The organism is Pseudoalteromonas sp. NZS11_1 (assembly GCF_015864275.1).
In the GTDB taxonomy this organism is placed as follows: Bacteria; Pseudomonadota; Gammaproteobacteria; order Enterobacterales; family Alteromonadaceae; genus Pseudoalteromonas; species Pseudoalteromonas arctica.
On sequence record NZ_JADYXK010000001.1, the window covers coordinates 431787 to 453079 of the forward strand.

At 39.3% G+C, this 21293-nt stretch carries 21 protein-coding genes; 8 read left to right on the forward strand and 13 right to left on the reverse strand.

The annotated features are described in order from the left end of the window. Window positions 1–12: 12 nt before the first annotated feature. Together I6F44_RS01920 and I6F44_RS01925 are read right to left on the reverse strand one after the other, a co-directional pair. Window positions 13–1650, reverse strand: coding sequence for a methyl-accepting chemotaxis protein (locus I6F44_RS01920; protein WP_197101175.1), 1638 nt, complete (start codon window positions 1648–1650; stop codon window positions 13–15). Between the two features lie 142 nt (window positions 1651–1792). Next, the gene (locus tag I6F44_RS01925) at window positions 1793–4018 is read right to left on the reverse strand and encodes a S9 family peptidase (protein WP_197173199.1); all 2226 of its coding nucleotides are present in this window, start codon (window positions 4016–4018) and stop codon (window positions 1793–1795) included. A 111-nt stretch (window positions 4019–4129) separates the two neighbouring features. Here I6F44_RS01925 and I6F44_RS01930 point away from each other — a divergent pair, with 111 nt between their 5' ends. Then, window positions 4130–4534, forward strand: a complete 405-nt coding sequence (locus tag I6F44_RS01930; RefSeq protein WP_197101171.1) for an HIT domain-containing protein — start codon at window positions 4130–4132, stop codon at window positions 4532–4534. A 41-nt stretch (window positions 4535–4575) separates the two neighbouring features. Here I6F44_RS01930 and I6F44_RS01935 read toward each other — a convergent pair whose 3' ends face one another. Next, complete coding sequence (locus tag I6F44_RS01935; protein WP_197173200.1) at window positions 4576–6276, reverse strand: dipeptidyl-peptidase 3 family protein; 1701 nt, start codon at window positions 6274–6276, stop codon at window positions 4576–4578. Between the two features lie 297 nt (window positions 6277–6573). Here I6F44_RS01935 and I6F44_RS01940 point away from each other — a divergent pair, with 297 nt between their 5' ends. Beyond that, window positions 6574–7413 (forward strand): HDOD domain-containing protein, encoded by an 840-nt coding sequence (locus I6F44_RS01940; RefSeq protein ID WP_024590070.1) that lies wholly within the window; start codon window positions 6574–6576, stop codon window positions 7411–7413. Window positions 7414–7467: 54 nt separating this feature from the next. Here I6F44_RS01940 and I6F44_RS01945 read toward each other — a convergent pair whose 3' ends face one another. From I6F44_RS01945 to I6F44_RS01970, 6 genes are all read right to left on the reverse strand, one after another. Continuing rightward, window positions 7468–8145, reverse strand: a complete 678-nt coding sequence (locus I6F44_RS01945; RefSeq protein ID WP_121953929.1) for a FlgO family outer membrane protein — start codon at window positions 8143–8145, stop codon at window positions 7468–7470. 103 nt (window positions 8146–8248) lie between these two features. Then, window positions 8249–9925, reverse strand: a complete 1677-nt coding sequence (locus tag I6F44_RS01950; protein ID WP_197173201.1) for an amidohydrolase — start codon at window positions 9923–9925, stop codon at window positions 8249–8251. Between the two features lie 133 nt (window positions 9926–10058). Continuing rightward, a complete protein-coding gene (locus tag I6F44_RS01955; protein WP_197173202.1) occupies window positions 10059–10295 on the reverse strand; it encodes an EF-hand domain-containing protein in 237 nt (78 codons plus the stop codon). A gap of 9 nt (window positions 10296–10304) precedes the next feature. Then, the gene (locus tag I6F44_RS01960) at window positions 10305–10541 is read right to left on the reverse strand and encodes a hypothetical protein (RefSeq protein WP_007581558.1); all 237 of its coding nucleotides are present in this window, start codon (window positions 10539–10541) and stop codon (window positions 10305–10307) included. A 187-nt stretch (window positions 10542–10728) separates the two neighbouring features. Then, entirely contained in the window at window positions 10729–10956 is a 228-nt protein-coding gene (locus tag I6F44_RS01965; RefSeq protein ID WP_169044215.1) for a hypothetical protein, read from the reverse strand. Window positions 10957–10980: 24 nt separating this feature from the next. Beyond that, window positions 10981–11214, reverse strand: coding sequence for a cag pathogenicity island protein Cag25 (locus tag I6F44_RS01970; protein WP_007581561.1), 234 nt, complete (start codon window positions 11212–11214; stop codon window positions 10981–10983). A gap of 330 nt (window positions 11215–11544) precedes the next feature. Here I6F44_RS01970 and I6F44_RS01975 point away from each other — a divergent pair, with 330 nt between their 5' ends. Genes I6F44_RS01975 through I6F44_RS01990 form a run of 4 tightly spaced genes read left to right on the forward strand, consistent with a single transcriptional unit; the run spans window position 11545 to window position 15410 of the window. Continuing rightward, window positions 11545–13002 (forward strand): sensor histidine kinase, encoded by a 1458-nt coding sequence (locus tag I6F44_RS01975; protein WP_197173203.1) that lies wholly within the window; start codon window positions 11545–11547, stop codon window positions 13000–13002. Window position 13003: 1 nt separating this feature from the next. Next, on the forward strand, window positions 13004–13549 hold the full coding sequence (locus tag I6F44_RS01980; protein ID WP_197173204.1) for a hypothetical protein: 546 nt from the start codon (window positions 13004–13006) through the stop codon (window positions 13547–13549). Window positions 13550–13551: 2 nt separating this feature from the next. Beyond that, a complete protein-coding gene (locus I6F44_RS01985) occupies window positions 13552–14901 on the forward strand; it encodes a sigma 54-interacting transcriptional regulator (RefSeq protein WP_010553151.1) in 1350 nt (449 codons plus the stop codon). Between the two features lie 8 nt (window positions 14902–14909). Continuing rightward, window positions 14910–15410, forward strand: a complete 501-nt coding sequence (locus I6F44_RS01990) for a DUF1543 domain-containing protein (protein WP_197173205.1) — start codon at window positions 14910–14912, stop codon at window positions 15408–15410. A gap of 30 nt (window positions 15411–15440) precedes the next feature. Here the strand turns inward: I6F44_RS01990 and I6F44_RS01995 are convergent, their stop codons facing one another. After that, window positions 15441–15668: a hypothetical protein gene (locus I6F44_RS01995; RefSeq protein ID WP_007581571.1), complete on the reverse strand. Its 228-nt coding sequence runs from the start codon at window positions 15666–15668 to the stop codon at window positions 15441–15443. Window positions 15669–15800: 132 nt separating this feature from the next. On the opposite strand from I6F44_RS01995, the gene I6F44_RS02000 reads away from it, so the two are divergent. Further along, window positions 15801–17051, forward strand: a complete 1251-nt coding sequence (locus tag I6F44_RS02000) for a multifunctional CCA addition/repair protein (RefSeq protein WP_197173206.1) — start codon at window positions 15801–15803, stop codon at window positions 17049–17051. 5 nt (window positions 17052–17056) lie between these two features. Here I6F44_RS02000 and I6F44_RS02005 read toward each other — a convergent pair whose 3' ends face one another. The 3 genes from I6F44_RS02005 to pdsR all read right to left on the reverse strand — a co-directional run bounded on the left by I6F44_RS02005 (window position 17057) and on the right by pdsR (window position 20316). Then, window positions 17057–17221, reverse strand: coding sequence for a hypothetical protein (locus tag I6F44_RS02005; RefSeq protein ID WP_007581574.1), 165 nt, complete (start codon window positions 17219–17221; stop codon window positions 17057–17059). 267 nt (window positions 17222–17488) lie between these two features. After that, window positions 17489–19627, reverse strand: a complete 2139-nt coding sequence (pdsS, locus tag I6F44_RS02010) for a proteobacterial dedicated sortase system histidine kinase (RefSeq protein ID WP_197173207.1) — start codon at window positions 19625–19627, stop codon at window positions 17489–17491. Further along, window positions 19627–20316 carry a proteobacterial dedicated sortase system response regulator gene (pdsR, locus tag I6F44_RS02015; protein WP_197173208.1) on the reverse strand — a complete coding sequence of 230 codons (690 nt, stop codon included), beginning with the start codon at window positions 20314–20316 and terminating at the stop codon, window positions 19627–19629. Before pdsR ends, pdsS begins: the two co-directional genes overlap by 1 nt. Window positions 20317–20520: 204 nt before the next feature. Between pdsR and pdsO the strand changes: the two genes are divergently transcribed. After that, on the forward strand, window positions 20521–21252 hold the full coding sequence (pdsO, locus tag I6F44_RS02020) for a sortase-associated OmpA-like protein PdsO (protein WP_197173209.1): 732 nt from the start codon (window positions 20521–20523) through the stop codon (window positions 21250–21252). Window positions 21253–21293 lie beyond the last annotated feature (41 nt).

The window sequence follows — 21293 nt, forward strand, 5'->3', positions numbered from 1 at the left end:
GAACGGTATCGATTAATCTAATTTAAAACGATTAACTACGCTCGAAAGCTCTTGGCTACTTTGTTTAAGATTATCGCTGGCATCGGTAAGCTGTTTAGTATTATTTAATGATTGCTCAGTTGATTGAGATAGCTCATTAATACGCAAATTAACCTCGTCGGCAGCTTGAGTTTGCTGCTCTGTGGCGCGTGCGATTTGGCTGTTCATTTCGGTAATAATTGAAACAAGTCGTTCTATTTCATTAAGTGAAGTATTGGCTGATGACGCCTGATCTACGGTAGAAACTGAAAGTGCTTGGCTTGATTTAACTGCTTCTACTGCTGCTTTTGCACCTTCTTGAAGTTTAGTGATCATGGTTTGAATTTCGTCGGTACTTTGGCCTGTACGACTGGCCAGTGTTCTTACTTCATCTGCAACAACAGCAAATCCTCGGCCATGCTCTCCTGCGCGAGCAGCCTCAATGGCAGCATTTAATGCCAGTAAGTTTGTTTGCTCCGAGATGCTTCTTATTACATCAAGTACAGAGCCTATATTATGGCTCTCGTTGGCTAAATCTTCTGTTACACGACTGACTGTTTCTATGTTGCTTGAGAGTGTTTCTATTGCTGTAATTGTTTGCGCAACCACATTTTTACCCGTTGATGCGTTTTGTGCTGCATCTTTAGCTGCTTGCTCTGCGGCTTCGGCGTTACGGCTTACATCATGTATTTGGTGAGTCATTTGCTCCATGGCAGCTGCAACTTGGGTTGAGCTATCGTTTTGAAGCTCAATAAACGAGTGGCTTGTTCTACTTGAATCATCAACTGTATGCGCATGTTCGCTTACATCGTTTGCACTTTGTGATACATGAACAAGAGACTCTCGCATTTTTAAAACAAATAAATTAAATGAGTGTGATAGTTCAGATATTTCATCGTTACCGGATTCATTTAATGTACGAGTTAAATCGCCTTCACCTTGTGAAATATCTTTCATCATATCGGCTGCTAAACGAGTAGGTATTAAAATGCTCTTGCCTATAAAGTAGCTAAGTAAAATAACAGCAATAATCATAATTGTTGCACTGACGACTATTAGATTACGTTGCTCGCTAAATGCTTCGTCAATTGAATCAAGATAAACACCTGAGCCAATAATCCATTGCCATTGATTAAAACCTTTAACAAATGCGATTTTTTCAACTGGTTTTTCTTTACCTGGTTTTGGCCATTTATAAGGAATAAATCCCTCGCCAGAGCGTTTAACTATATTAACCATATCAACAAACAATGCTTTGCCGTCAGGGTCTTTATTATTGGTTAAATCTTTTCCTTCAAGAGCAGGTTTTATAGGATGCATAACCATTTTTGGCTGGTAATTGTTAATCCAAAAGTAATTGGTTTTGTCGTAGCGCAGAGCTCTTATTGCATTAAGTGCTTGCGATTGAGCTTGTTGTTGAGTAAGTGAATTACTTTGCTCAAGGTCATAAAAGTGCTCGATTATACTGTACGCAGTTTCTACTACATTTTGTGTTTTAAGGTACTGCTCGTTTTTAAGAGAGCTATATTGGTGAGTTAGGCTGGCTACACTAAGCGCTATAAGCCCAAATACAACAATAGCTATGAGCAGCGAGAAACGTTGGAATATACTAAAACTACGTAGACTAGGCATACATTTATCCTCAAAAAGTGTGCGCTTTAGCGCATAGAATAAGCGTAGCTAAAAAAAGAGTTTAATCTAGGCTTAACGCCCATTAATGCAAAAAAAAGGCTGATTTATCAATCAGCCTTTAGTCTGTTATTACTTTACTTGCTTATTTAACATCAAAATGACGATTAAAGAAGTTTGTAATTGTTTGATGTAAGTGTGTTTGCACTTGTTTACCACGTAGGCTGTGCTTAGAGCCTGGGTAGGTCATCATTTCAAACTGTTTTTCGTTATCTTGCAGTTGTTTAAACAATTTAGTTGAATGAGTAAACAGCACGTTGTCGTCAGCCATTCCATGATAAATCATTAATGGGCCTTTTAAGCCATCAGCATATGGAAATACTGCGCTGTCTTCATACCCTTTAGCATTCGTATCAGGGTGACCTAAATAACGCTCTGTGTAATGCGTATCGTATAGAGCCCAATCGGTTACAGGAGCACCCGATACGCCGGCTTGAAAGTAATCGCCTGCTTTAAACATAGTCATAAGTGCCATGTAGCCGCCGTAGCTGTGGCCATAAACACCGATGCGTTGTGGGTCTACGTAATCAAGTGTACGTAAAAACTCTACGCCTTTAATTTGATCGGCAACTTCAACCACGCCTAGGTTTTTATAAATAGCATCTTCAAACTTTTTACCACGGTTGTACGAACCACGGTTATCTAGTTGAAAAATGACGTAACCTTGTTGTGCCATGTACTGAAAGTACAAGTTTTTACTGCGCCAGCTATTTGTCACTCGTTGAGCATGCGGGCCGCCGTATACGTTAACAATAACAGGGTGCTTTTTGCCATCAGTAATGTTGCTAGGCTTAAATAAACGGTAATGCATAACTTGGCCATCTTCGGCTTTAATTGTGCCGTATTCTGGTTTTGTTAAGTCGCTTAAATAAGGAGTAAGCGGATGGTTACTATCAAGCTTATTTTCTTCAAGCCATGTAATAAATTCGCCGTTTACTTTACGAAGCGCTGCTGAGTTTGGTTTATTATCAGACGAGCTATTATCGATAAAGGTTTTGCTGTCTTTTGCTAGCACAACATTATGGTACTGACCTTTTTCGGTGATACGTTTGGCATCGCCTTTTTTAAATAAAGGCGCGCTGTATAAATGGCTTTCAAGCGGTGTATCTTTTCGACCGGCAAAGTAAACAATGCCTTTTTTCTCATCAATACCTTTTAAGCTATCAACAGCCCAATCACCAGAGGTGATTTGACGTACAAGTTGACCGTTTGTGCGATACAGATATAAGTGTTTAAAACCGTCGCGCTCAGATGCCCATACAAAATGTTTTTTGTCTTTTAAAAACTCAAGATCAAAATGTAAGTTAATCCACGTTTCGCTGTCTTCGGTTAATGCTACTTTTTGGACTTTAGTTTCGCTGTTATAAAAACGAAGCTCTAATTTATGTTGCGAGCGATTTTGCCATTGGTAAGACAGTGTATTGCCGTCTTTTAGCCACTTAGCACGCGCGATATAAATGTCTTCATTTTTACCTAAATCAATCCAATCTACTTTTTGATCATTTAGCTTAACCACACCGAGTTGAATTTTTACGTTATCAGTACCTGTAAACGGGTAGCGTTGGTTAAATAATTTAACTTCATCAGCGTAAATTTCGTTACGGATAGCTTCTTTTACTGGGGTTTCGTCAACGCGGGTATAGGCAATTTTAGTTTCATCACCTGACCACCAGTAACCTGTCATGCGGCTCATTTCTTCTTGAGCAACAAATTCGGCCATGCCGTTTTTAATTACGCCGCCGCCATCTTTACTAAGCTGAATTTCTTTACCTGATTCAAGCTCTAAAGCGAATAGGTTTTGCTCTCGAATAAACGATACGTAGTTACCTTTAGGTGAAAAGCGTGCATCGGTTTCAAATGTTTCAGTGTCGGTTAGTTTTTTACTTTTAGCAGAGGCTAAATCGTAATAGTAAAGGTCGCCGTTAAGTGGGAATAAAAGTGCTTTACCGTCTTTAGACCATTTGTATTCTAATATGCCTTTACCAAAAGTACGTTGGCGTTCGCGGCGTGCTTTTTCTTCATCAGATAGGTTTTCTGGGCCTGAAAATAACTTTGCCGAATCAACTAGCACACGGTTGGTGTTATCTTTTAGATTGTATTCCCATAAATCGTAGCGGTTGTAGTCATCGCTTTTGCCTTGTAAATAAGTTACACGGCTGCCGTCAGGCGAAAATTTAAGTTGTACAGGTGATTTACCTGAAAGGCTCGGATCGTCAAAAATACGCTCCAACGATAAAGGTTTTGCTTGAACACTAATAGCGCCAACCATTAATGGGAGGGCTAGTGAGAGGTGTTTTATTTTTTTTAGCACAAGGTTGCCTTAGCTTATTATAAATATTGCTTTGATGGTAAAGCCAAGCGTGTGCAACTGCAACTAAATGCTATAAAGTGGCGATTATTAAAGACAAAGTAGGACATAACAATGACTAACCCTGAATTTAAACTAGCGCCAGAACTTAAACGCGACTGTATAGAGCTTGCCGATTGGCCACTGTGTAAAGTACTTTTATTGAACGACAGCCAATATCCGTGGTTTGTATTAGTGCCTAGGCAGGCTAACTTAAAAGAGATAATTGATTTATCTGAGGATGATCAAGTTGTGTATTTAAAAGAGTCAGCCAAGCTAAGTAAATTATTAATGGATGTGTTTAGCCCTGATAAGTTAAATATAGCGGCTTTGGGTAATATGGTGCCGCAATTACATATTCACCATATTGCACGCTTTACTACTGATGCTGCTTGGCCTGCGCCAATTTGGGGTAAGTATCCAGCTGTGCCGTATACAGATGTACAAATTACAGCGTTAAAAAAAGCGCTGCAGTTTTAAGCTGCAACGCTTTTTTAGGGTTTAGCTAAGTTTAACTAAACTTATTTAAGCCCTAGTACTTCTTTACCCTGTTTAAACGTTACATCTACAGGGATATTTGCTTTACTTAGTTTTTCTAAGTCTTCAGCAAGTTCTTCTTTTATATCGCCATGCGTTGCAATTAGTTGATCTACTTTTTCGTAATCGCCATCACCTTGTAAGGTTAAAATTAAGCGAGAAAGCTTGGCCATTGCAATGCTCATTTTTTCCATATTAACGCGGTACAGGCCTTCTTCATTTTTAGAAAAAGCGCCTTCTTGAGCAAAAAAGTTAAAGCGAATCATATTTGCTTTACCATGCGCACTTGATGCTCCAAAACGAACTGAGCGGAATATACCCGCCATGAAGGTCGTGTAATAATCTTCAATAGTTCCTTCTGTAATTTCGCCCTTTTTAAGTAATTGCTCAATCATGTACAGGCCTAAAATGTCGGCTTTACCTTCTTCAAGCGCACTTGCGTGTTCTTGTAATGATTGACGAACAGTACCTTTATCTGTGATTGTATTTTTAATACCTAAACCGTGAGCGACTTCATGGAACATCGTATTGGCAAAAAATGCATCAAAAGTAATGTGTTTACGCTGCTCAGGTACAATTAACTGCTTTGAAATTGGTACTAAAATTTTATCAAATTTAGCACGCATCGCATTTTTAAGTTGCAGGCGACGAGTTCCTTTTTCTAGCTGTACTTGCTCATCGTTTGGTAAGTTAATTGCAATTGTTTTACTCCCCGCGTTAGAGTGACCTGCGTAATAAACAACATCATAAGCGTTTAAGTCGGCGTCAGAGCCCGGTACTTCCTGTTTATACTTAGCATCAACGGGTAAGCCTTTTTGAAGCTCTGGTAAAAATGCGGCAAACTTAGCTAAGCGTTCGCTCCATTTTAAATCTTTAATAAGTACGTAAGATTCATAAGCTGCGCGGTAACCAAATAATTGATCTTCATAAGTCTCAATTGGACCAATAACCACATCTACTGGGTTGTTTTTCATATCCATCCAAGCAAAGTCAGATACTTGGAAGTCATCTTTTTGTAGGGCATCAGCACGCAAGTTTAGATAGTTAGCAAACTCTTTATCGTCAGCAAGTTTACTTGCTTCGCGTAAAAGGTCAGCGGCTTTTGCAAGCTCATTAGCGTATTCTTTTGAATATGGCACGCTGTAAAGCTTACCTTGCTCATCACGCTTAATTACAGAGTAAAGGCCTGTTTTGTCTTCAACATCTGCATTGTTTAACTCTTCTTTGGTTATATCGGCAGGGTAAAACTGTGCGCCAAGAGGTTTTTCTTTATAGCTGGATAAAAACGCTTCATCGCCATTTAAACGATCCCATGGACCGTAGTTAATATCGGCAAATTTACGTACTTTTTCATCACCTAACTTTGCTAAAAACGCATCTTTATTTTCACCAAAAGATTGCTTCCAAAATAACTCGTCCATTATTTTTGAAGCATCAATAAGCTTTGCAACCATTGCTCGTTGGTTATCGCTTAAGTGCGATAAATCACTTTGTAAGCTAAAGTCGGTGTAAATATCTAAACGTTGGTTATTTGCATTAATAAGCTCAGGGCCTGATTGTGCACTGCTTTTTTGAGCAAGCTCTGTGGCTGTGTTGTCGGTAGAAGACGGCGCTTGTTCAGAACATGCACTAAGAAAAACGACACCAGAGAGCATAATTGCTTGGCTAATTTTATTTAAGATCATTATATTACCTGTTAAAAAGTAAGTTTAATAATTTGTACTGCTTTAGTTAAAAAACTAAATATGTACAAACGCTTCCTTAATTGTGAGTGCATTAAAGCAAAACTAAATAGTAAATAGCAAGTATTTGGCGTTGTAAGGCAAGCATGAGCGATAAAGCATTATAAATAAAAATAAACTTCTATAATTTTCTTAACTTTATCGGTAAGTTAGACAATACTAATTATATTACTAATACGAAAATTAACTGCCTGAGTTTGCAGTTACTTTACAGGCTGAACACAAAAGGACGGCAGCTTTATGTCTACAGAAAACGCTTTATTAACGATTCTAGTCGATAGAATAAATAACGATACGTTGGTTTTACCAACGCTACCTGAAGTAGCGATTAAGGTTCGCCAAGCTGCAGATAACCCTGATGTGAATTTAATGCAAATGTCAGATGTAATCTCACAAGACCCAGCGCTTTCAGCTCGTATGATAAAAGTAGCTAATAGTGCGATTATGGGACGTTCTGTAAAAGTATCTAATTTACAACAAGCAGTGACTCGCATTGGGTTGCGCCAAATTAAAAATATTGCAACGGCTATGGCTATGGAGCAATTATTTGTATCAAACAATGAGCTAATTAAAGGCTACATGGGCAAGGCTTGGCAAAAAACATTAACCGTTGCTAGCCATTCAATAACACTCATGGAGTTTTACTTAAAAAACAATAAACACACTTCATTAAATCGTGATTCAATTACATTAGCTGCGCTTGTTTATAATATTGGTGTATTACCAATTTTAACAGAAGCTGAGCGCCACCCTGAAGTGTTTGCCAACCCAAGCTTTTTAGCGCACGCAATTCAAAAGCTGAGTGGAAAAATTGGCTCGTCGATTATGCAAGCGTGGGAATTTCCTAAAGAGTTTGTTGATGTAGCTCTAAGCTGGGCAGATCCAAGTTACAAACCTGATAAAGTTAGTTACGTAGACTTTATTCGAGTAGGCGCTATTTTAGAGGGAACATTACAGGTTTCTGATAAGTCAGCAGCGCTGCAAACGTACATAGATAAAGGTGTAATACCGTCTATGCAATTATTCACAAGTGATGAATACAACGATATGCTAAAAGATGTGAAAAACATGTTTAGCTAAACATGTTTTATTACACAAATAAAAAGGGTTAACTTGCGTTAACCCTTTTTAGTTTTATTGAATAGCGTCTAGTACTATTCCATCTGTTCTGCGAGTAGGGTATAGCGATTCAACCACAAAGCTGGGAATAAACCCTTTAGCTGATGACACCACTACTTTAGATTTAGCGCCAATAATACGAGCATTAACAACAACACCGCGGTTGGTGTATGTAAGCGTGCCAGTTAAAGTGTATTCAATATGTGGGTAGCCTTTAATATCTTTGCCATTACGGCTAAATGAGAAATCACCCATCGGTGTCACGTGCACTGTGCCTGTGTGCTTATAATCAACAACAGACAAACCAAACTCTTGTAATTCAGTAATAAAGCTTTCAGCTAAATGATTGCCAAAAATATTAGTAGTTTGCAGGTTGTCGTCTAAATTTACAAACGAAGTTATAGCGATAGGCGTGCTACTATTTATGTAATTCATATTCTCAATTAGTTTCATTGCTAATTGCTCTGTGTAATTACTTAGTAACTTACTGCTGTTAATTGGGCGGTAGTTATTTTCTGGAAATTGCCAATTACTCACGCGCGGCTGGTTATTTTCAGCATAGCGATTATGGGCATTATTATAGCCAATATTGTTATGTGGTGCATGTCCATTGTAAACAGGATGGGTAGAGCAAGCTGAGAGTGATAGTGTAAAAAGTGCCGATAAAGTAAGAGTTATTTTTTTTGATAACATGTTTTCTTCCTGAAACATAAGGGGATTTTATAAATACCCCTCCTTATCGACACACTTTTTGATTACTTTAATTAAATTTAATAATTAATTTGTTTATTTTTGATTATGGTGCTTTTGTAACCTCTTCTTTTTTATAGCGAAGCTTACCTGCTACCCATGTTTGCAGTACGTTTGTTTTGTATATCTCGTCAACAGGTACTTTAAAGTAGTCTTTATCAATTAAAATAAAGTCGGCCCATTTACCTTTTTCTAAACTACCCACCTTAAATTCTTGATGAGCTGAATAAGCGCCACCGAGAGTAAATGCACGTAATGCATCTTCGCGGCTTAGTACTTCACTTGCGCGCCAGCCGTTTTCAGGTAGTTTGTTATGATCCATGCGTGTAATGGCTGAATACAAACCATCAAATGGATTTGCAAGCTCTACCGGGTAATCAGAGCCTGCTGCAACAACCGATCCTTGCTTTAAAAATGTTTGCCAAGCGTAGGCACCGGTTAATTGTTTTTCAGTTAAGCGTTGCTCTGCCATATGCATATCAGAAGTGGCATGTACTGGCTGCATTGAAGGGATTATTTTTAACGCTTTAAAGCGAGGGATATCCTCAGGCGTTACAATTTGTGCGTGCTCTATTCGGTTACGTAGTAATATACCGCCCGTTTTTTTAAACACATTTTGATAGGCATCAAGTACTACTTTATTTGCTTTATCGCCAATTGCGTGAGTATTTGCGCTAAAGCCGCTTTTAAAGCTTTGTGTAAAGAGCGCTTCGAGTTTTCTTTGTGTTTCAAGCATTAAACCATGGTGACCAGGTCTGTCTGCATATTCTTCAATCAGAGCGGCTCCGCGAGAGCCAAGTGCGCCATCGGCGTAAACTTTAACACTGCGAATTTCCATAAAATCATTTTTGTCGTGGTATCGGCCTGCCTTTAACATCGTGTCTAAATCAGGGCTTGCACCGCTTAACATTGCCACAATACGTAGCGGTAAATTACCGAGGTCGCCGCGCTCTTTGTAAACCTCCCATGTGGTTTTATCAATACCTGCATCGTGAGTAGAGGTAATGCCTAAACTTAATAAATGCTTACCTGCTGCATCTAGCGAGTCACTTATATCTTGCTTTGAAGGGGCTGGCATATGCTGGGTAATTAGCGCTTCTGCTTTATCTACAAAAATACCTGTAGGATTGCCAAATTCGTCTTTAATTATTTCACCGCCTTCAGGCGCTTTTGTTTGAGCAGTAATACCAGCAAGTTCGAGTGCTTTTGAATTAACCCAAATGGCGTGGCTATCAACCCGCGAAAGCACCACAGGTTGATCGCTCACTACTTTGTCTAGATCTTTAGCTGTAGGAAATCGTGTATCAGCCCAAAGCTCTTGGTTCCAACCTCGCCCTATAATCCAACCTTGTTTGTTGCCAGCAAATATTTTTAGTTTATTTTTTACTTCATCAACCGATTTTGCACCGCGTACATCAAGTTGCGATAAATTATCGCCAAGGCCAATAACGTGCCCATGAGCATCAATTAAGCCTGGTAATAAGGTATTACCGTGCGCGTCAATTAGCTTGGCATCCGGGTAGCTATCTTTAAGTGTATCGCTACCTAGTTTTACTACCTTGCCATTTTTAATAACGAGGGTAGTAAACTGCTGTACTTCACCTTGGTATAAAGGGGTATAACCATTGGCGTTATAAATTACTTTAGTTTGTGCGAGAGTGTAACTAGAGCTTGCACAAAGACTTGCTAGGATGAGAGGTTTGATTATTTTTTTGAGCAACATAAGGCATTATTTTTTATTGTTAGTGCGTTAACATTAGCAAACCCAATTTTATAATACCAATATGTGAGACGAATTATGATGAAGAAAAAAGCAGTAAAGCTAGAACATAAAAATATCTAGCTTTTGAAAAGGTTTATTTACTAGTGTATAAACTGTATTCACTTAGCGTTAGCTTACCGTCTTTGTCTTGATCGTAGCTTGAAAACCGTGACCACAAAGCCGGGTCTATAGCGGTTTCTGGACGTGATAAAAAACCGTCTTTATTCCTATCTAGCTTTTTAAATTGCTTTGCAATGTCGTTACTTGCGGCAAAACTAAATGTGCTAAAAATACTAAACGCCAGCAGCGTTATATAGCTAATACTTTTCATACAAATCACTTAGTAAAGGTTGTTAGTTAGATAACTTTTAAATTCGACTAGCGAAATTTGGTTATCTTGGTTTTTGTCCCATTTTACAAAGGTGTTTAAAAGTTGTGGTTGGGGATCAAGTTCGTCGTGTGTTAAATAGCCACTTTTGTCGCTATCTAGGTGATCAAAGCGTTGCTTTACATCAAGTGCCGCGGCATCAAAACTTAATAGCATTAAAATGCTTATAACAAGGGAAAGTATCTTCATGGTCTTCCTTCCAAAAGATGTATTAAAAGTTCGTGGCTAAAATAAAGTAAAAAGGAAAAAAGCACTTGCCGTAATTTAACTCCCAACATTAAATCCTTTTACACACTCCCTCAGGGATTATGGCAAATGCTTTTAAATTCAGTTTACTTGTAACAAGCTTAAGTAAAGCTTAATCAGTAATTACTCATTAAGGCTTAAAGCTTTCAAATTCTTTTTTTGAGACTTTTTCATCACCGTCTTCATCTAAGTCGGCAAATTGTCTCATTACTTCTTTGTCTTCCTTTGCTTCTACAATTGATATTTGTCCATCCATATCTTTATCTAAATGGGCAAAGCGCACGCTTGTTGGCGATGCAATTACGGTGGCACTAATTGCTAAAAACATTAATGAAAAAGCGGCTATAAGTTGTTTCATAATCACGTTCCTTATTAAATGAGTTTATTGAATAAATTTTTTGAATTCATCTAGCGACAATTGCCCATCTTGATTAGTATCAATTTGTAAAAAATTCTCGTGTAGAACGGCATCTTCACCTGCTTCGGCTTCACTTAATGTGCCATTACTGTCTTTATCAAGCTCGTTAAAAGTCGCGTGAACGTCCATTGCGTGTGCGTTAGCGCCTAAAAAGCCTAAAGCCAGTAATGATGAAATTACTAAAATGCGTTTGTTCATAATTATTTCCTTATTGATTAAAGTTATTACTGCTAATACAAAAATGATGCCAAAAATAATTGTTGTTAATTTTCAGGTGTTTATATTTTTAACTTGAAAGGGGTGGGAAGTTTTTACGGGGTTTAATGTAATTTTTGTATGCCTTTTGCAACACTATATAGTGAGATTAAAGGTAGGTTTTAAAAATCAATGGTTTACGTTGTCTCTATTTGGCGACACATTGTTTTTGTAGCGCTGGCTGTTAATCGTATTAAATATAATTGCTGGTTCAGCTAGTGTATAAGGTAAGCACTTAATAATAGAGCGCTTAACTTAAAAGGACTAAACGAAATGCCAGCAACCATAGCTAAAAAATACCATGCAATGCTTAACTGGCGGCCTAATTTAATTGGGCAATTTGCAATGAGTATGCTGCTTTCGTTACTCCCGCTTTCTATAGTGGTGATTGTATTTTTAAATGCGCTTAACAAGCAATTAGCAGTGACTCAAAGTATCGTGAGTAACAACTACCAAGTTACCAAATCGTTTAATACTCTAAAACAAGAACTCAACAGCCTTGAGCGCGCCACTAGGCAAAACTGGGTATTAAAAAGCGAATCGTTAGATAAGCTCATTGTCGATAAATGGCAATCATCCCTGCAAAGTATTGATGAACTTAAATTTGTAAACACGGATAAAGATTACACCCACCAATGGCAACGCTTATATGTCACCTTACAAACAGCGCATGTAGAGCTTGTTGAGCAAAAACAACAGCAAGCGGAGCTATTTGTGCCAGTGAGCGATTTAGTTGCTGAGCTTACTTTATGGTTACGTGATAAAAATGAAGCGCAAATTACCAATAACCAAAATGAGCTTACAAGCCTACAAACTTCATTTATAAACTGGCTGGTGGCACTCATTCCGCTTACTTTAATTGTTGGTGGTGGTTTTTTATGGCGTATAAGTGGGCGACTAAAAGGGTTAACTACGGTTATTGATAAGCTAGGGCAGGGGCATTGGCAGCAAAAAATATCTGTGAAAGGCTCCGCTGAGCTAGTTGAGCTAGGAGAAAAACTCCAATGGGTGCAAGAGCAACTTCATATGCTTGAGCAGCAAAAAGATACCTTTTTACGACATGTTACCCATGAGCTGAAAACGCCGCTTGCTTCAATGGTCGAAGGCACTGATTTACTAACTGATGAAATAGTAGGCCCAATTACTGCTGAGCAAAAAGCAGTGCTTGAGCTTATTAGCCAATCTATGGTGCGCCTTCGTACAATGATTGACAGCCTGCTGAGTTATAATGCTATTCGCACCAGTAAAGACAGCCTAAGCGAAGTTGAGTTTAGCTATCTTATTAATAAAATTTATAGCCATTTTGAACATCGCTTAAGTGCGCGTCAGCAAGCTCTACAATGGCAAAATAACTTACCTAATAAACAGCTTGCTTTACCTAGTGAGCTTATTGAGATGATTTTAATTCAGCTTATTTCAAATGGCTTAAAATTTTCACAAGATAAGCAAAGCGTTACTATTAATTTAGCACTTGAGCAAAACCAACTTTGCATTGCTGTGCTTGATAAAGGGTGCGGTATTAAAGAGCAAGAAAAAACTCAAATTTTCAGCGCATTTTATCAAGGTAAACACAGTAAAAATGTTACGCTGCAAGGCAGTGGGCTTGGCTTAACTATTGTGAAAGAATCTGTTGAACAGCTAAGAGGTACACTTACTGTTGAGCATAACGAGCCGCATGGTTGCCGGTTTTCAATTAAAATTCCCATAACAAAAAATCTAGGAGTTAATTAACATGCGCTTGCGTTTAATCGCTATTTTATGTGTGCTCAGTAGCAGCATGGTTATATCAGGTTGTGAAATTAATAATGGGCAAGAAGAGCGTGTGTCAATTACACCTGCACCTGTGGTCGATACCAAAATAGCAAACGACAAAAACAGTAAACCTAGTCCAAAACCCAGACCAAAAATTGAACCAAGCTATCCGCCTGCAGAGCAAGTTATAGCATGGCACGCTAATCAGTGTGGCGGATTTAAATTGGTGCCAAAAAAAGATATTTTTACAGGTGAAAACGATCTTAAACGTTTTTTTAAATTTATGTGCTTAAACATAAATGATGATCCAAATACGGTAATGACTAAGTTGCTAAAACTCGATCTTGCTTACTTTTGGCCAGATGATATAAAGCAATATTTATGGCTTCAAAAGCAGCAAGTGACTATGCAAATAAATGCTAAAAAAGAGCAGCAAGCACTTAACAATAAAATGCAAGAAACCCTCTCATCGTTAGCAACTATTGAGCAGCAGCTTTTACTACGAGAAGAAACTAAGGAGCAGTAACTATGGCAGCAACTAAAGTGCAAGGTGCAAAAGTATTACTCGTTGACGACGACGCTAGCTTATTAAAACTGCTCGCTATTCGTATCGAATCAAAAGGATACGAAGTAACGACCTGTGAAAGCGGCTTAACCGCACTACAAATACTTAAAAGCCAAGTGTTTGACGCCGTAATAACCGACCTACGTATGGATGAAATGGATGGCATGGCACTGCATCGTCAGTTGCAAAGCCGCTACCCTGCATTACCTGTCATTATGATGACAGCGCATGGCTCAATTCCTGATGCCGTAGAGGCAACTAAGCAGGGCATTTTTGCATTTATAACTAAACCTGTAGATAAAGATGAGCTATTTGACAGCCTTGCTAAAGCGATAGAAATACATGGTGTTAATGCAGATGAAGCAGCACCTAAAAGTAATATAGTTACGCGCAGTGGTGCAATGCTGCACTTGTTAGAGCAAGTAAAACTACTTGGGCCAACGCAAGTTAATGTATTGATTTCGGGGGCTAGTGGTACAGGTAAAGAGCTACTCGCACAAGCGATTCATCAGCATAGTCATGTAAGCGGTGGCCCTTTCGTTGCAATTAACTGCGGCGCTGTACCAGGGGAGCTTTTAGAGTCCGAATTATTTGGTCATAAAAAGGGCTCTTTTACGGGCGCAATTAAAGATCACCAAGGCTTGTTTCAACAAGCTGAGGGCGGCACGCTATTTTTAGATGAAATAGGCGATATGCCACTTAACTTGCAGGTTAAGTTACTGCGCGTATTACAAGAAAAAACAATTCGCCCCGTAGGCTTTCAAGAAGAAATAGCAATTGATGTACGTATTGTATCGGCAACACATAAAAATCTTCCTGAAGCTATTTTAAACCAGCAATTTAGAGAAGATTTATACTATCGCTTAAACGTAGTTAATTTAAAATTACCGCCACTGTGTGAACGCCGCGAAGATATAAGTTTATTAGCACAGCACTTTAGTGCAAGTATTGCTAAGCGCATGAAGCAAACTGAAAAACACTTTGCAAGCGATGCTATGCATGCGCTTGTGCGTTACGACTGGCCAGGTAATATTCGCCAGTTACAAAACGTAGTAGAGCAGGTTGTAGCATTAACGCCAAGCGATGTTATTTCAGAGCACTTAGTATTAGCTGCGCTAAATAGTAACGAAACAAACGTAGAACCATTATCACTAAACGACGCTAAAAAAGAGTTTGAGCGCGACTATGTAATTAACACTTTAAAAATGGCAGGTGGTAACGTAGCCGAAGGCGCTAAGCTCGCCAAGCGCAATCGCTCAGATTTTTATAAGTTGATTAAAAAGCATAATATTGATGTTGATAATTTAGGTTAAGGAAAAGCATGCAGTTATTTATGGTGTATTTAGGTGGCCGGATTCAAGGTTGCCACATTGAAATGCATGATATTCGTTTTGTTGTAGGGCAAAACATTGAGCAAACTTATTCAAAGTTAAAAAGCCAATGGGTAGGCGACAGAAGTAGTGTTCACATGGATAGTTACATGGCAATTAACCATATTGATGGCTTTAAAGTAGAGATTGTTGATACGTACGTTGAACAAAATAAACAACTATATTTTGTAAATTTAGGCGCTTACAGAAGTGATTCTATGGCTGAGCAACACGACTTTGCACTGTATGTTGCAAGCAGTAGCCATGAAGCTAAAGAGCGAGCTAAAAGCGATTTACTCGCAGGGCTTAGCCATATTCATAAAGATGATTTACATGACGTAGACGATTGCTTTGCCATTGATTTACTCGACAGCCAGCTAAACATTAAGCTCACGCCCAGCGGTATATCGCAGCCTATAAAGCCAGACTGGTTTGGCTATCACATACTTTAAATTATAATAAGTAGCTAAAACTGAGTAGGATTAAGAGTCCTGCTCGTTTTGTTCATCCTTTTCGCTTTTAGCCGCCATTTTAAACGCCACAATAACCAATCCAAACATAGCAAACGGCAGTGCTGCTAACATGTATTCAACCACATTACTGTCTTGAAAATTTGCTTGTAGTAAAAAGTGACCCGCCACACACATTAAAATAACCACTAATAAAATGGGTAGTAACATAAGTTCTTTTTTTGATGAATGGTTTTTCATTAATTGTGAGGCTATAGCTGAAAATAATGCGCCATTGTAATGAGCTTACTTAAGCTTGGCAAACACCGCAGAATTTTTTAATTAATGTTATGATTAGTATCAAACAATTTTATTAATGTTTATGGGAATAAAGTGAAAAGTAACTTAAAAAAAGTTTACCTCGTTGGTGGTGCAGTGCGCGACAAACTGCTAAATATAAAATCAAAAGATAACGATTATGTAGTGATTGGTGAAACGCCAGACACAATGCAGTCGCTCGGTTTTGTACCAATAGGTAGCGACTTTCCGGTTTACTTGCACCCAAAAACAAAAGAAGAATATGCACTTGGGCGCACAGAGCGTAAAAGCGGCAAAGGCTATACTGGCTTTGTGGTTGATGCCAGCCCAACAGTGACGCTAGAAGAAGATTTAGCAAGGCGTGATTTAACCATAAATTCAATGGCGCTTGATGAACACGGTAATATTATTGATCCGTTTAATGGCCAAACTGACTTACAAAATAAAACACTGCGCCACACCACTGAGGCATTTGTAGAAGACCCTGTTCGAGTACTGCGTATTGCCCGTTTTTTAGCGCGCTATGGCAGTGATTGGCGTATTCACCCAAGTACGTATGCATTAATGCGCGAGCTTAAAAATAAAGGTGAGCTAAATCATTTAGTACCTGAGCGCGTGTGGCTTGAAACTGAAAAAGCACTGGGTGAAAAGCACCCTGAGCTTTATTTTGAAGCACTGCAAGACTTAGGTATTTTTCCAGAACTTGAGCGCATGGTTAATGTACCGCAACCGGCAAACCATCATCCTGAAGGTGATGTATTTGTACATACTATGCTGGTACTTAGGCGTGCAGCCGATTTAAATTTTAACTTGGAAGCACGTTTTGCTGCACTTACCCATGATTTTGGAAAAGCGCTTAGTTTTAAAAAATATGGAAACCTACGTGGGCACGAACGCGAAGGTGTTGCAGTTATTGAGGCGTTTTGTGAGCGCTTAAAAGTGCCTAACCGTTTTCGCGATGTTGGTGTACTCACCAGTGATAATCACACCCTTTGCCACACGATTGATCAGTTAAGGCCGCAAACCATTCACAAGCTAATAGTGACTAACTTAAATGCGTTGGTACACCCAGAACGTTTTATAGCGTTTACCCAAGCATGCCAATGCGATGCACAAGGGCGTGGTGAAACACTGGTAGATAAGCCATACCCGCAAGCAGCTAAACTGCGAGCAATTCATACTGAACTGCAAAAATTGGATAAGAAACAAGTAGTGCAAGATGCACTTAAAAATGGCAAAAAAGGCCCTGAAATAGGCGAAGAAGTAAAACTTGCAGAAATAAACTGCATTAAAGCATTTTTAGAACATGAGAAGTCCCAAGCGTAATAAAATTAGACTAAGTAGTGCGATACGCCTTGGTTTTTAGTCGCGTCGTGCTTTCTTAGCTCTTTGTAGTTTGTACTTTTTGGTTTTACATTTTCAGACTCAGGTTTTTTAGAGGGCCTGTATAAGTCAAAAATAAAGTCTAGTTCTTCACGCTCTAGTGATGGTTTCATGAGTATTCCTTCAATTTAATACTTTAATATGATGTAGGGTATGGTCATTCGACTGAATTAAAAGTGAATAGTTACATTTGAAGTTGTACTAAATTGTAATCGGCAGGTTTTGAGGGACGAGCAGAATATGATTGTTAATTTATATGGATTTAAGGTAAATAAAAATAAATTATTTTAACAAAGAATATACGGCTGAATTTAATTTATTGCGTACTTACTATTTACATATAATGCTGTAGCTATAAATATAATGGTAAAAATACAGACTTAGCCAGTAACTAACGGCAGTGTTACGGTAAATACGACACCATCACCTTGTTCGTTGTTTTGCGCTGTTACACTGCCTTTATGGTAGTCGCACACCAGCCTTACAATATAAAGACCTAACCCCAAATGTGGCTGTTGCTGCATTTGCTGGCTACGTACCGACACCATAGAGTCAAAAATATGCTCAGTTAATCCTTCGGGTAACGCGGGGCCTGTGTTACTCACTGTTAATATTGCTTTATTTTCGCTCTGCTTAAGGCCTACATTAATAGCCGTATTGGCTTCACTAAACTCCAGCGCGTTATTAATAAGCTTATCAAGTAGCTGAGCTATAAACTCCGGAGCACCTTGCATAGGTAATTTGTTTTGGCATACATCAAGCGTAAATAACTGGTTTGGGTAAGTAAGCTGATAGCCTTGCATGCAACCATTTATTACTTTTTGTAAATCAAAAGGTTCAGGTTCGTTGCTTTGAATGCTTTGCTCAAGGCGAGTGGCTTCGCTCATGGTGGTTATTATTTTACCTAAGCGTTCAACGCCTTCGCTGGCGCGATCGAGGTATTTTTGACTCAGCTCGTTCTGTGGCAAGCTTTGTAAGTTCTCGAGTGACGAGCGCACTACGGCAACAGGCGTGCGCAGCTCATGTGACAACCGCGACGACATATTTTCTAAGTAATCGGTATAGCCACCAAGTCTACTAACAATGTTTGAAAAACTACGAGACAGATCGCCAATTTCATCGTTAGCATCGCTGTAATTAATACTGCCGGTAACACGCCCTTGTGCATCAATTGCTTGTTCAGCTGTATCGCGCAGCCGCCTAATTCGGTTCGATATACGTGAGGCAAAAAAGAATAAAGTCACAGTACCAATTAGCATCACAGCTAAAATAACGTTAAAGAGTTTTTCGAGTGACTTATTACGCAGCGTACGTACGCCGTTTGTGGTTTCCTCTGCTATTACTGCGCCAATTACTTGGTCTTGAATCCAAATAGGGTAAGCGGCCGATAAAATAACGGCTTTACTGTCGGGTGTTAATCGCCAAGACGATGCTGGTTGTCCTTTTAATGCTTTCGCTAAATGTGTGCCCTGCATAGAAGCTACATCGTGCAGGGTATCTAAAAACTCATTTTCGGGGCGCGTTAATATTTTATAGTAAATTGGGTGCAAGTAATTTTGCTCAAAGCGCTGCCACCACGTCTCGGGAGCTTGGTTAGCAAGTCCATCAGCCCAAACGCCATCTGCATTTTGAATAGTACCCGATTGTGCAAGTACACGATGATGGTTATCAACCACCCAAATGCGGCTACCACTGTGGCCCATGCCTTTTAAAATACGGCTAATTTCTGGAGAAGGGACTAATACCGAGCCTAAATCGTTTGGGTTATTTAAGTTTGAAGTGGACATTATTTTAGGCTCTAACAATGCCTCTTTACTATCAATGTCAACAATGGCAAAGCCAAGTTTGTTGCCCAGCATGTTAATAGGAAAGCGCAGCTCTACGTTATATCCTGATTTGGTACTTTCAAAATAGCCCTGAATTTTTGTAAAAGGGGCTTTGGTATTTGCATCAAACGCATTAACCCAACCATCTTGGCGCGGCGCAATAATGTAAGTATTAAACTGACCGTCTGGCGTTTTTAGGCCAATTTGTAAATAATCGTTATTGGTAATGCTTAAGCTATTTTTAGCGCGATAAAGAAGGGTATTGTCGGTGACTTTAAATGCGGCGTATAAGTAGTTATCAAATTTTCCCACCATATGATCAAACGATAAGTCACTGGCTTGATGTTTGTTATCTGTTTTTTGTAAGTAGCGTTTGTCGTAATGCCAAAATAACGGCTGGTAGCTGTCCCAATCGTTAAGTTTACCGTCGAGCTGAATAGGGTTTTTAAGATTATAAGCGTATAAATCGCGGCCTTTTACTACTTGGTCTAAAAAGTTGGTTTGCTCGTCAAATAATGCGGGGCGCTCATGTAATGCAGTAGCAAGAGCACGAGTGGTGCCTACGAGGGTTTTTTCTTGGCCTTGGCGTAAAAACTTTTCCATTTCCCATACGTACTCGTAGCCAAGCCACGGCAGCAAAAACAAAAAACATGAAAGTAATATAAATTTACTGCGCAGACCAAATCGTAGCATTAGTGTTGTTCCCACCGATAGCCCATGCCATACACGGTATCTATGCAATCAAAGGTGCTATCGAGTGCTATAAATTTTTTACGAATACGTTTTACGTGTGAAGTAATGGTGCTGTCGTCTACATAAATTTTTGCATCGCTCATTAATTCGTTACGGCTTTTAACATGGCCTGGTCGCTGGGCAAGTGAATGCAGCATCCAAAATTCGGTTACGGTTAAATCAACTAATTGTTGTTGCCAAAAAACCTGCATACGTTGCGTGTCGAGTGTTAACTGCCCGCGTGTTATGAGTGCATTTGCATCAGCGGGTTGTTCAAGTGCTTCCATTCGGCGAAATAGCGCACCAATACGTGCAGCCAAGTGAGTCAAGCTAATGTCTTTTGTTAGGTAGTCGTCGGCGCCCATGCGCAGGCCGCATACGGTATCTATTTCGCTATCGCGAGCGGTTAAAAAAATAATAGGCAGTGTTTTAGAAAGCGATCGCAATGTTTGGCACAGTAAAAAACCGCCATCTATTTCATGGCCTAGGCCAATATCAACAATGGCTAAATCGGGCAGGGCATTTTTAAATGCAGCTTCAGCGCTGGCGCGATCTGCAAAGCCACTCACTTGGTAGCCCTGTAAGCTCAGCATTTCTATGTAGTTTTCGCGGATTGCGGGTTCATCTTCAATGATGGCTATTTTTTTCATTCTAATCATTATCCTATTGCCTCTGTTGTGCACTATAACGAAGTTCTTAACCTAAGTAAGGTTAAAAAGGCAATTGCCATTTTTTTGCCACAATTGCTCAGCAGTTTGCCATTTTTGCTCCCCTTTATTGCCACTTGAACTTGTTTTAATACACCCATCAAAACAAAACATCACAAATTAAAAAGTAAGTTTAAGGATCAAATCATGAAGAAGACATTAATTGCGTTAACACTGATTGCTAGTTTTTGTACTCCAGCAATTGCCTCAACATCTAACACGCCATCAAAAGAAGCCCATAAAGAAACGGCTATTGGGCTAGGTGCAGGCGCTATTATTGGCGGCGTAGTAGGCGGGCCAATAGGTGCGTTTATTGGGGCATTTGCCGGTGGTTTAATAGGTGATTCAAAAGTAGCAGATAACAAAATTGCAGAGCAAGAGCGTGCCATTACGGTTATGAAAGAAAAAACCAGCGATTACCAACACGTGCTTAACCACAATAATATGTTAGAGCAACAGCTAGAAGTGCTTGCCAATCAAAATGAGCAGTTAACTCAAGTTCAAATTAATAACTTATTGGCGATGACGGTGCAATTTAAAACAGGTTCAAGTGTTATTGCCCCGCATTTTGCGCTGCAGTTAGATCAACTCGTTACCTTGTTAAACAACCAATCACAACTCGCACTTGATTTAAGTGGCTTTGCCGATCAACGCGGCGATGAGCAAGCTAACCTTTTACTTTCTAAAGCGCGTGTAAATGCCGTGCAAAGCTATTTAATAAAACACGGTGTGAGCCATAAACGCTTAAGCACGCAGGCATTTGGCGAGCAGCAAACATTGGCTAACAGCAACACGGTGGAAGATAACTTTTTTGATAGACGCGTAACGCTTACCACTCGCTCAATGAGCCCAGCAAATGGCCAAACGGCGAGTAACTAAAACTAACTGAATCTAAGTAAAGCTAAGCGTTCGATGGAGTG

What these genes read in the sequence shown, in the direction of transcription:
- I6F44_RS01950 (WP_197173201.1), bottom strand. Translation starts at nt 9,925, where the DNA reads ATGTTGCTCAAAAAAATAATCAAACCTCTCATCCTAGCAAGTCTTTGT.
- I6F44_RS01920 (WP_197101175.1), bottom strand. Translation starts at nt 1,650, where the DNA reads ATGCCTAGTCTACGTAGTTTTAGTATATTCCAACGTTTCTCGCTGCTC.
- I6F44_RS01930 (WP_197101171.1), top strand. Translation starts at nt 4,130, where the DNA reads ATGACTAACCCTGAATTTAAACTAGCGCCAGAACTTAAACGCGACTGT.
- I6F44_RS01965 (WP_169044215.1), bottom strand. Translation starts at nt 10,956, where the DNA reads ATGAAACAACTTATAGCCGCTTTTTCATTAATGTTTTTAGCAATTAGT.
- I6F44_RS01960 (WP_007581558.1), bottom strand. Translation starts at nt 10,541, where the DNA reads ATGAAGATACTTTCCCTTGTTATAAGCATTTTAATGCTATTAAGTTTT.
- I6F44_RS01955 (WP_197173202.1), bottom strand. Translation starts at nt 10,295, where the DNA reads ATGAAAAGTATTAGCTATATAACGCTGCTGGCGTTTAGTATTTTTAGC.
- I6F44_RS01975 (WP_197173203.1), top strand. Translation starts at nt 11,545, where the DNA reads ATGCCAGCAACCATAGCTAAAAAATACCATGCAATGCTTAACTGGCGG.
- pdsS (WP_197173207.1), bottom strand. Translation starts at nt 19,627, where the DNA reads ATGCTACGATTTGGTCTGCGCAGTAAATTTATATTACTTTCATGTTTT.
- I6F44_RS01970 (WP_007581561.1), bottom strand. Translation starts at nt 11,214, where the DNA reads ATGAACAAACGCATTTTAGTAATTTCATCATTACTGGCTTTAGGCTTT.
- I6F44_RS01945 (WP_121953929.1), bottom strand. Translation starts at nt 8,145, where the DNA reads ATGTTATCAAAAAAAATAACTCTTACTTTATCGGCACTTTTTACACTA.
- I6F44_RS02005 (WP_007581574.1), bottom strand. Translation starts at nt 17,221, where the DNA reads ATGAAACCATCACTAGAGCGTGAAGAACTAGACTTTATTTTTGACTTA.
- I6F44_RS01990 (WP_197173205.1), top strand. Translation starts at nt 14,910, where the DNA reads ATGCAGTTATTTATGGTGTATTTAGGTGGCCGGATTCAAGGTTGCCAC.
- I6F44_RS01995 (WP_007581571.1), bottom strand. Translation starts at nt 15,668, where the DNA reads ATGAAAAACCATTCATCAAAAAAAGAACTTATGTTACTACCCATTTTA.
- I6F44_RS01985 (WP_010553151.1), top strand. Translation starts at nt 13,552, where the DNA reads ATGGCAGCAACTAAAGTGCAAGGTGCAAAAGTATTACTCGTTGACGAC.
- I6F44_RS01935 (WP_197173200.1), bottom strand. Translation starts at nt 6,276, where the DNA reads ATGATCTTAAATAAAATTAGCCAAGCAATTATGCTCTCTGGTGTCGTT.
- pdsR (WP_197173208.1), bottom strand. Translation starts at nt 20,316, where the DNA reads ATGAAAAAAATAGCCATCATTGAAGATGAACCCGCAATCCGCGAAAAC.
- pdsO (WP_197173209.1), top strand. Translation starts at nt 20,521, where the DNA reads ATGAAGAAGACATTAATTGCGTTAACACTGATTGCTAGTTTTTGTACT.
- I6F44_RS01980 (WP_197173204.1), top strand. Translation starts at nt 13,004, where the DNA reads ATGCGCTTGCGTTTAATCGCTATTTTATGTGTGCTCAGTAGCAGCATG.
- I6F44_RS01940 (WP_024590070.1), top strand. Translation starts at nt 6,574, where the DNA reads ATGTCTACAGAAAACGCTTTATTAACGATTCTAGTCGATAGAATAAAT.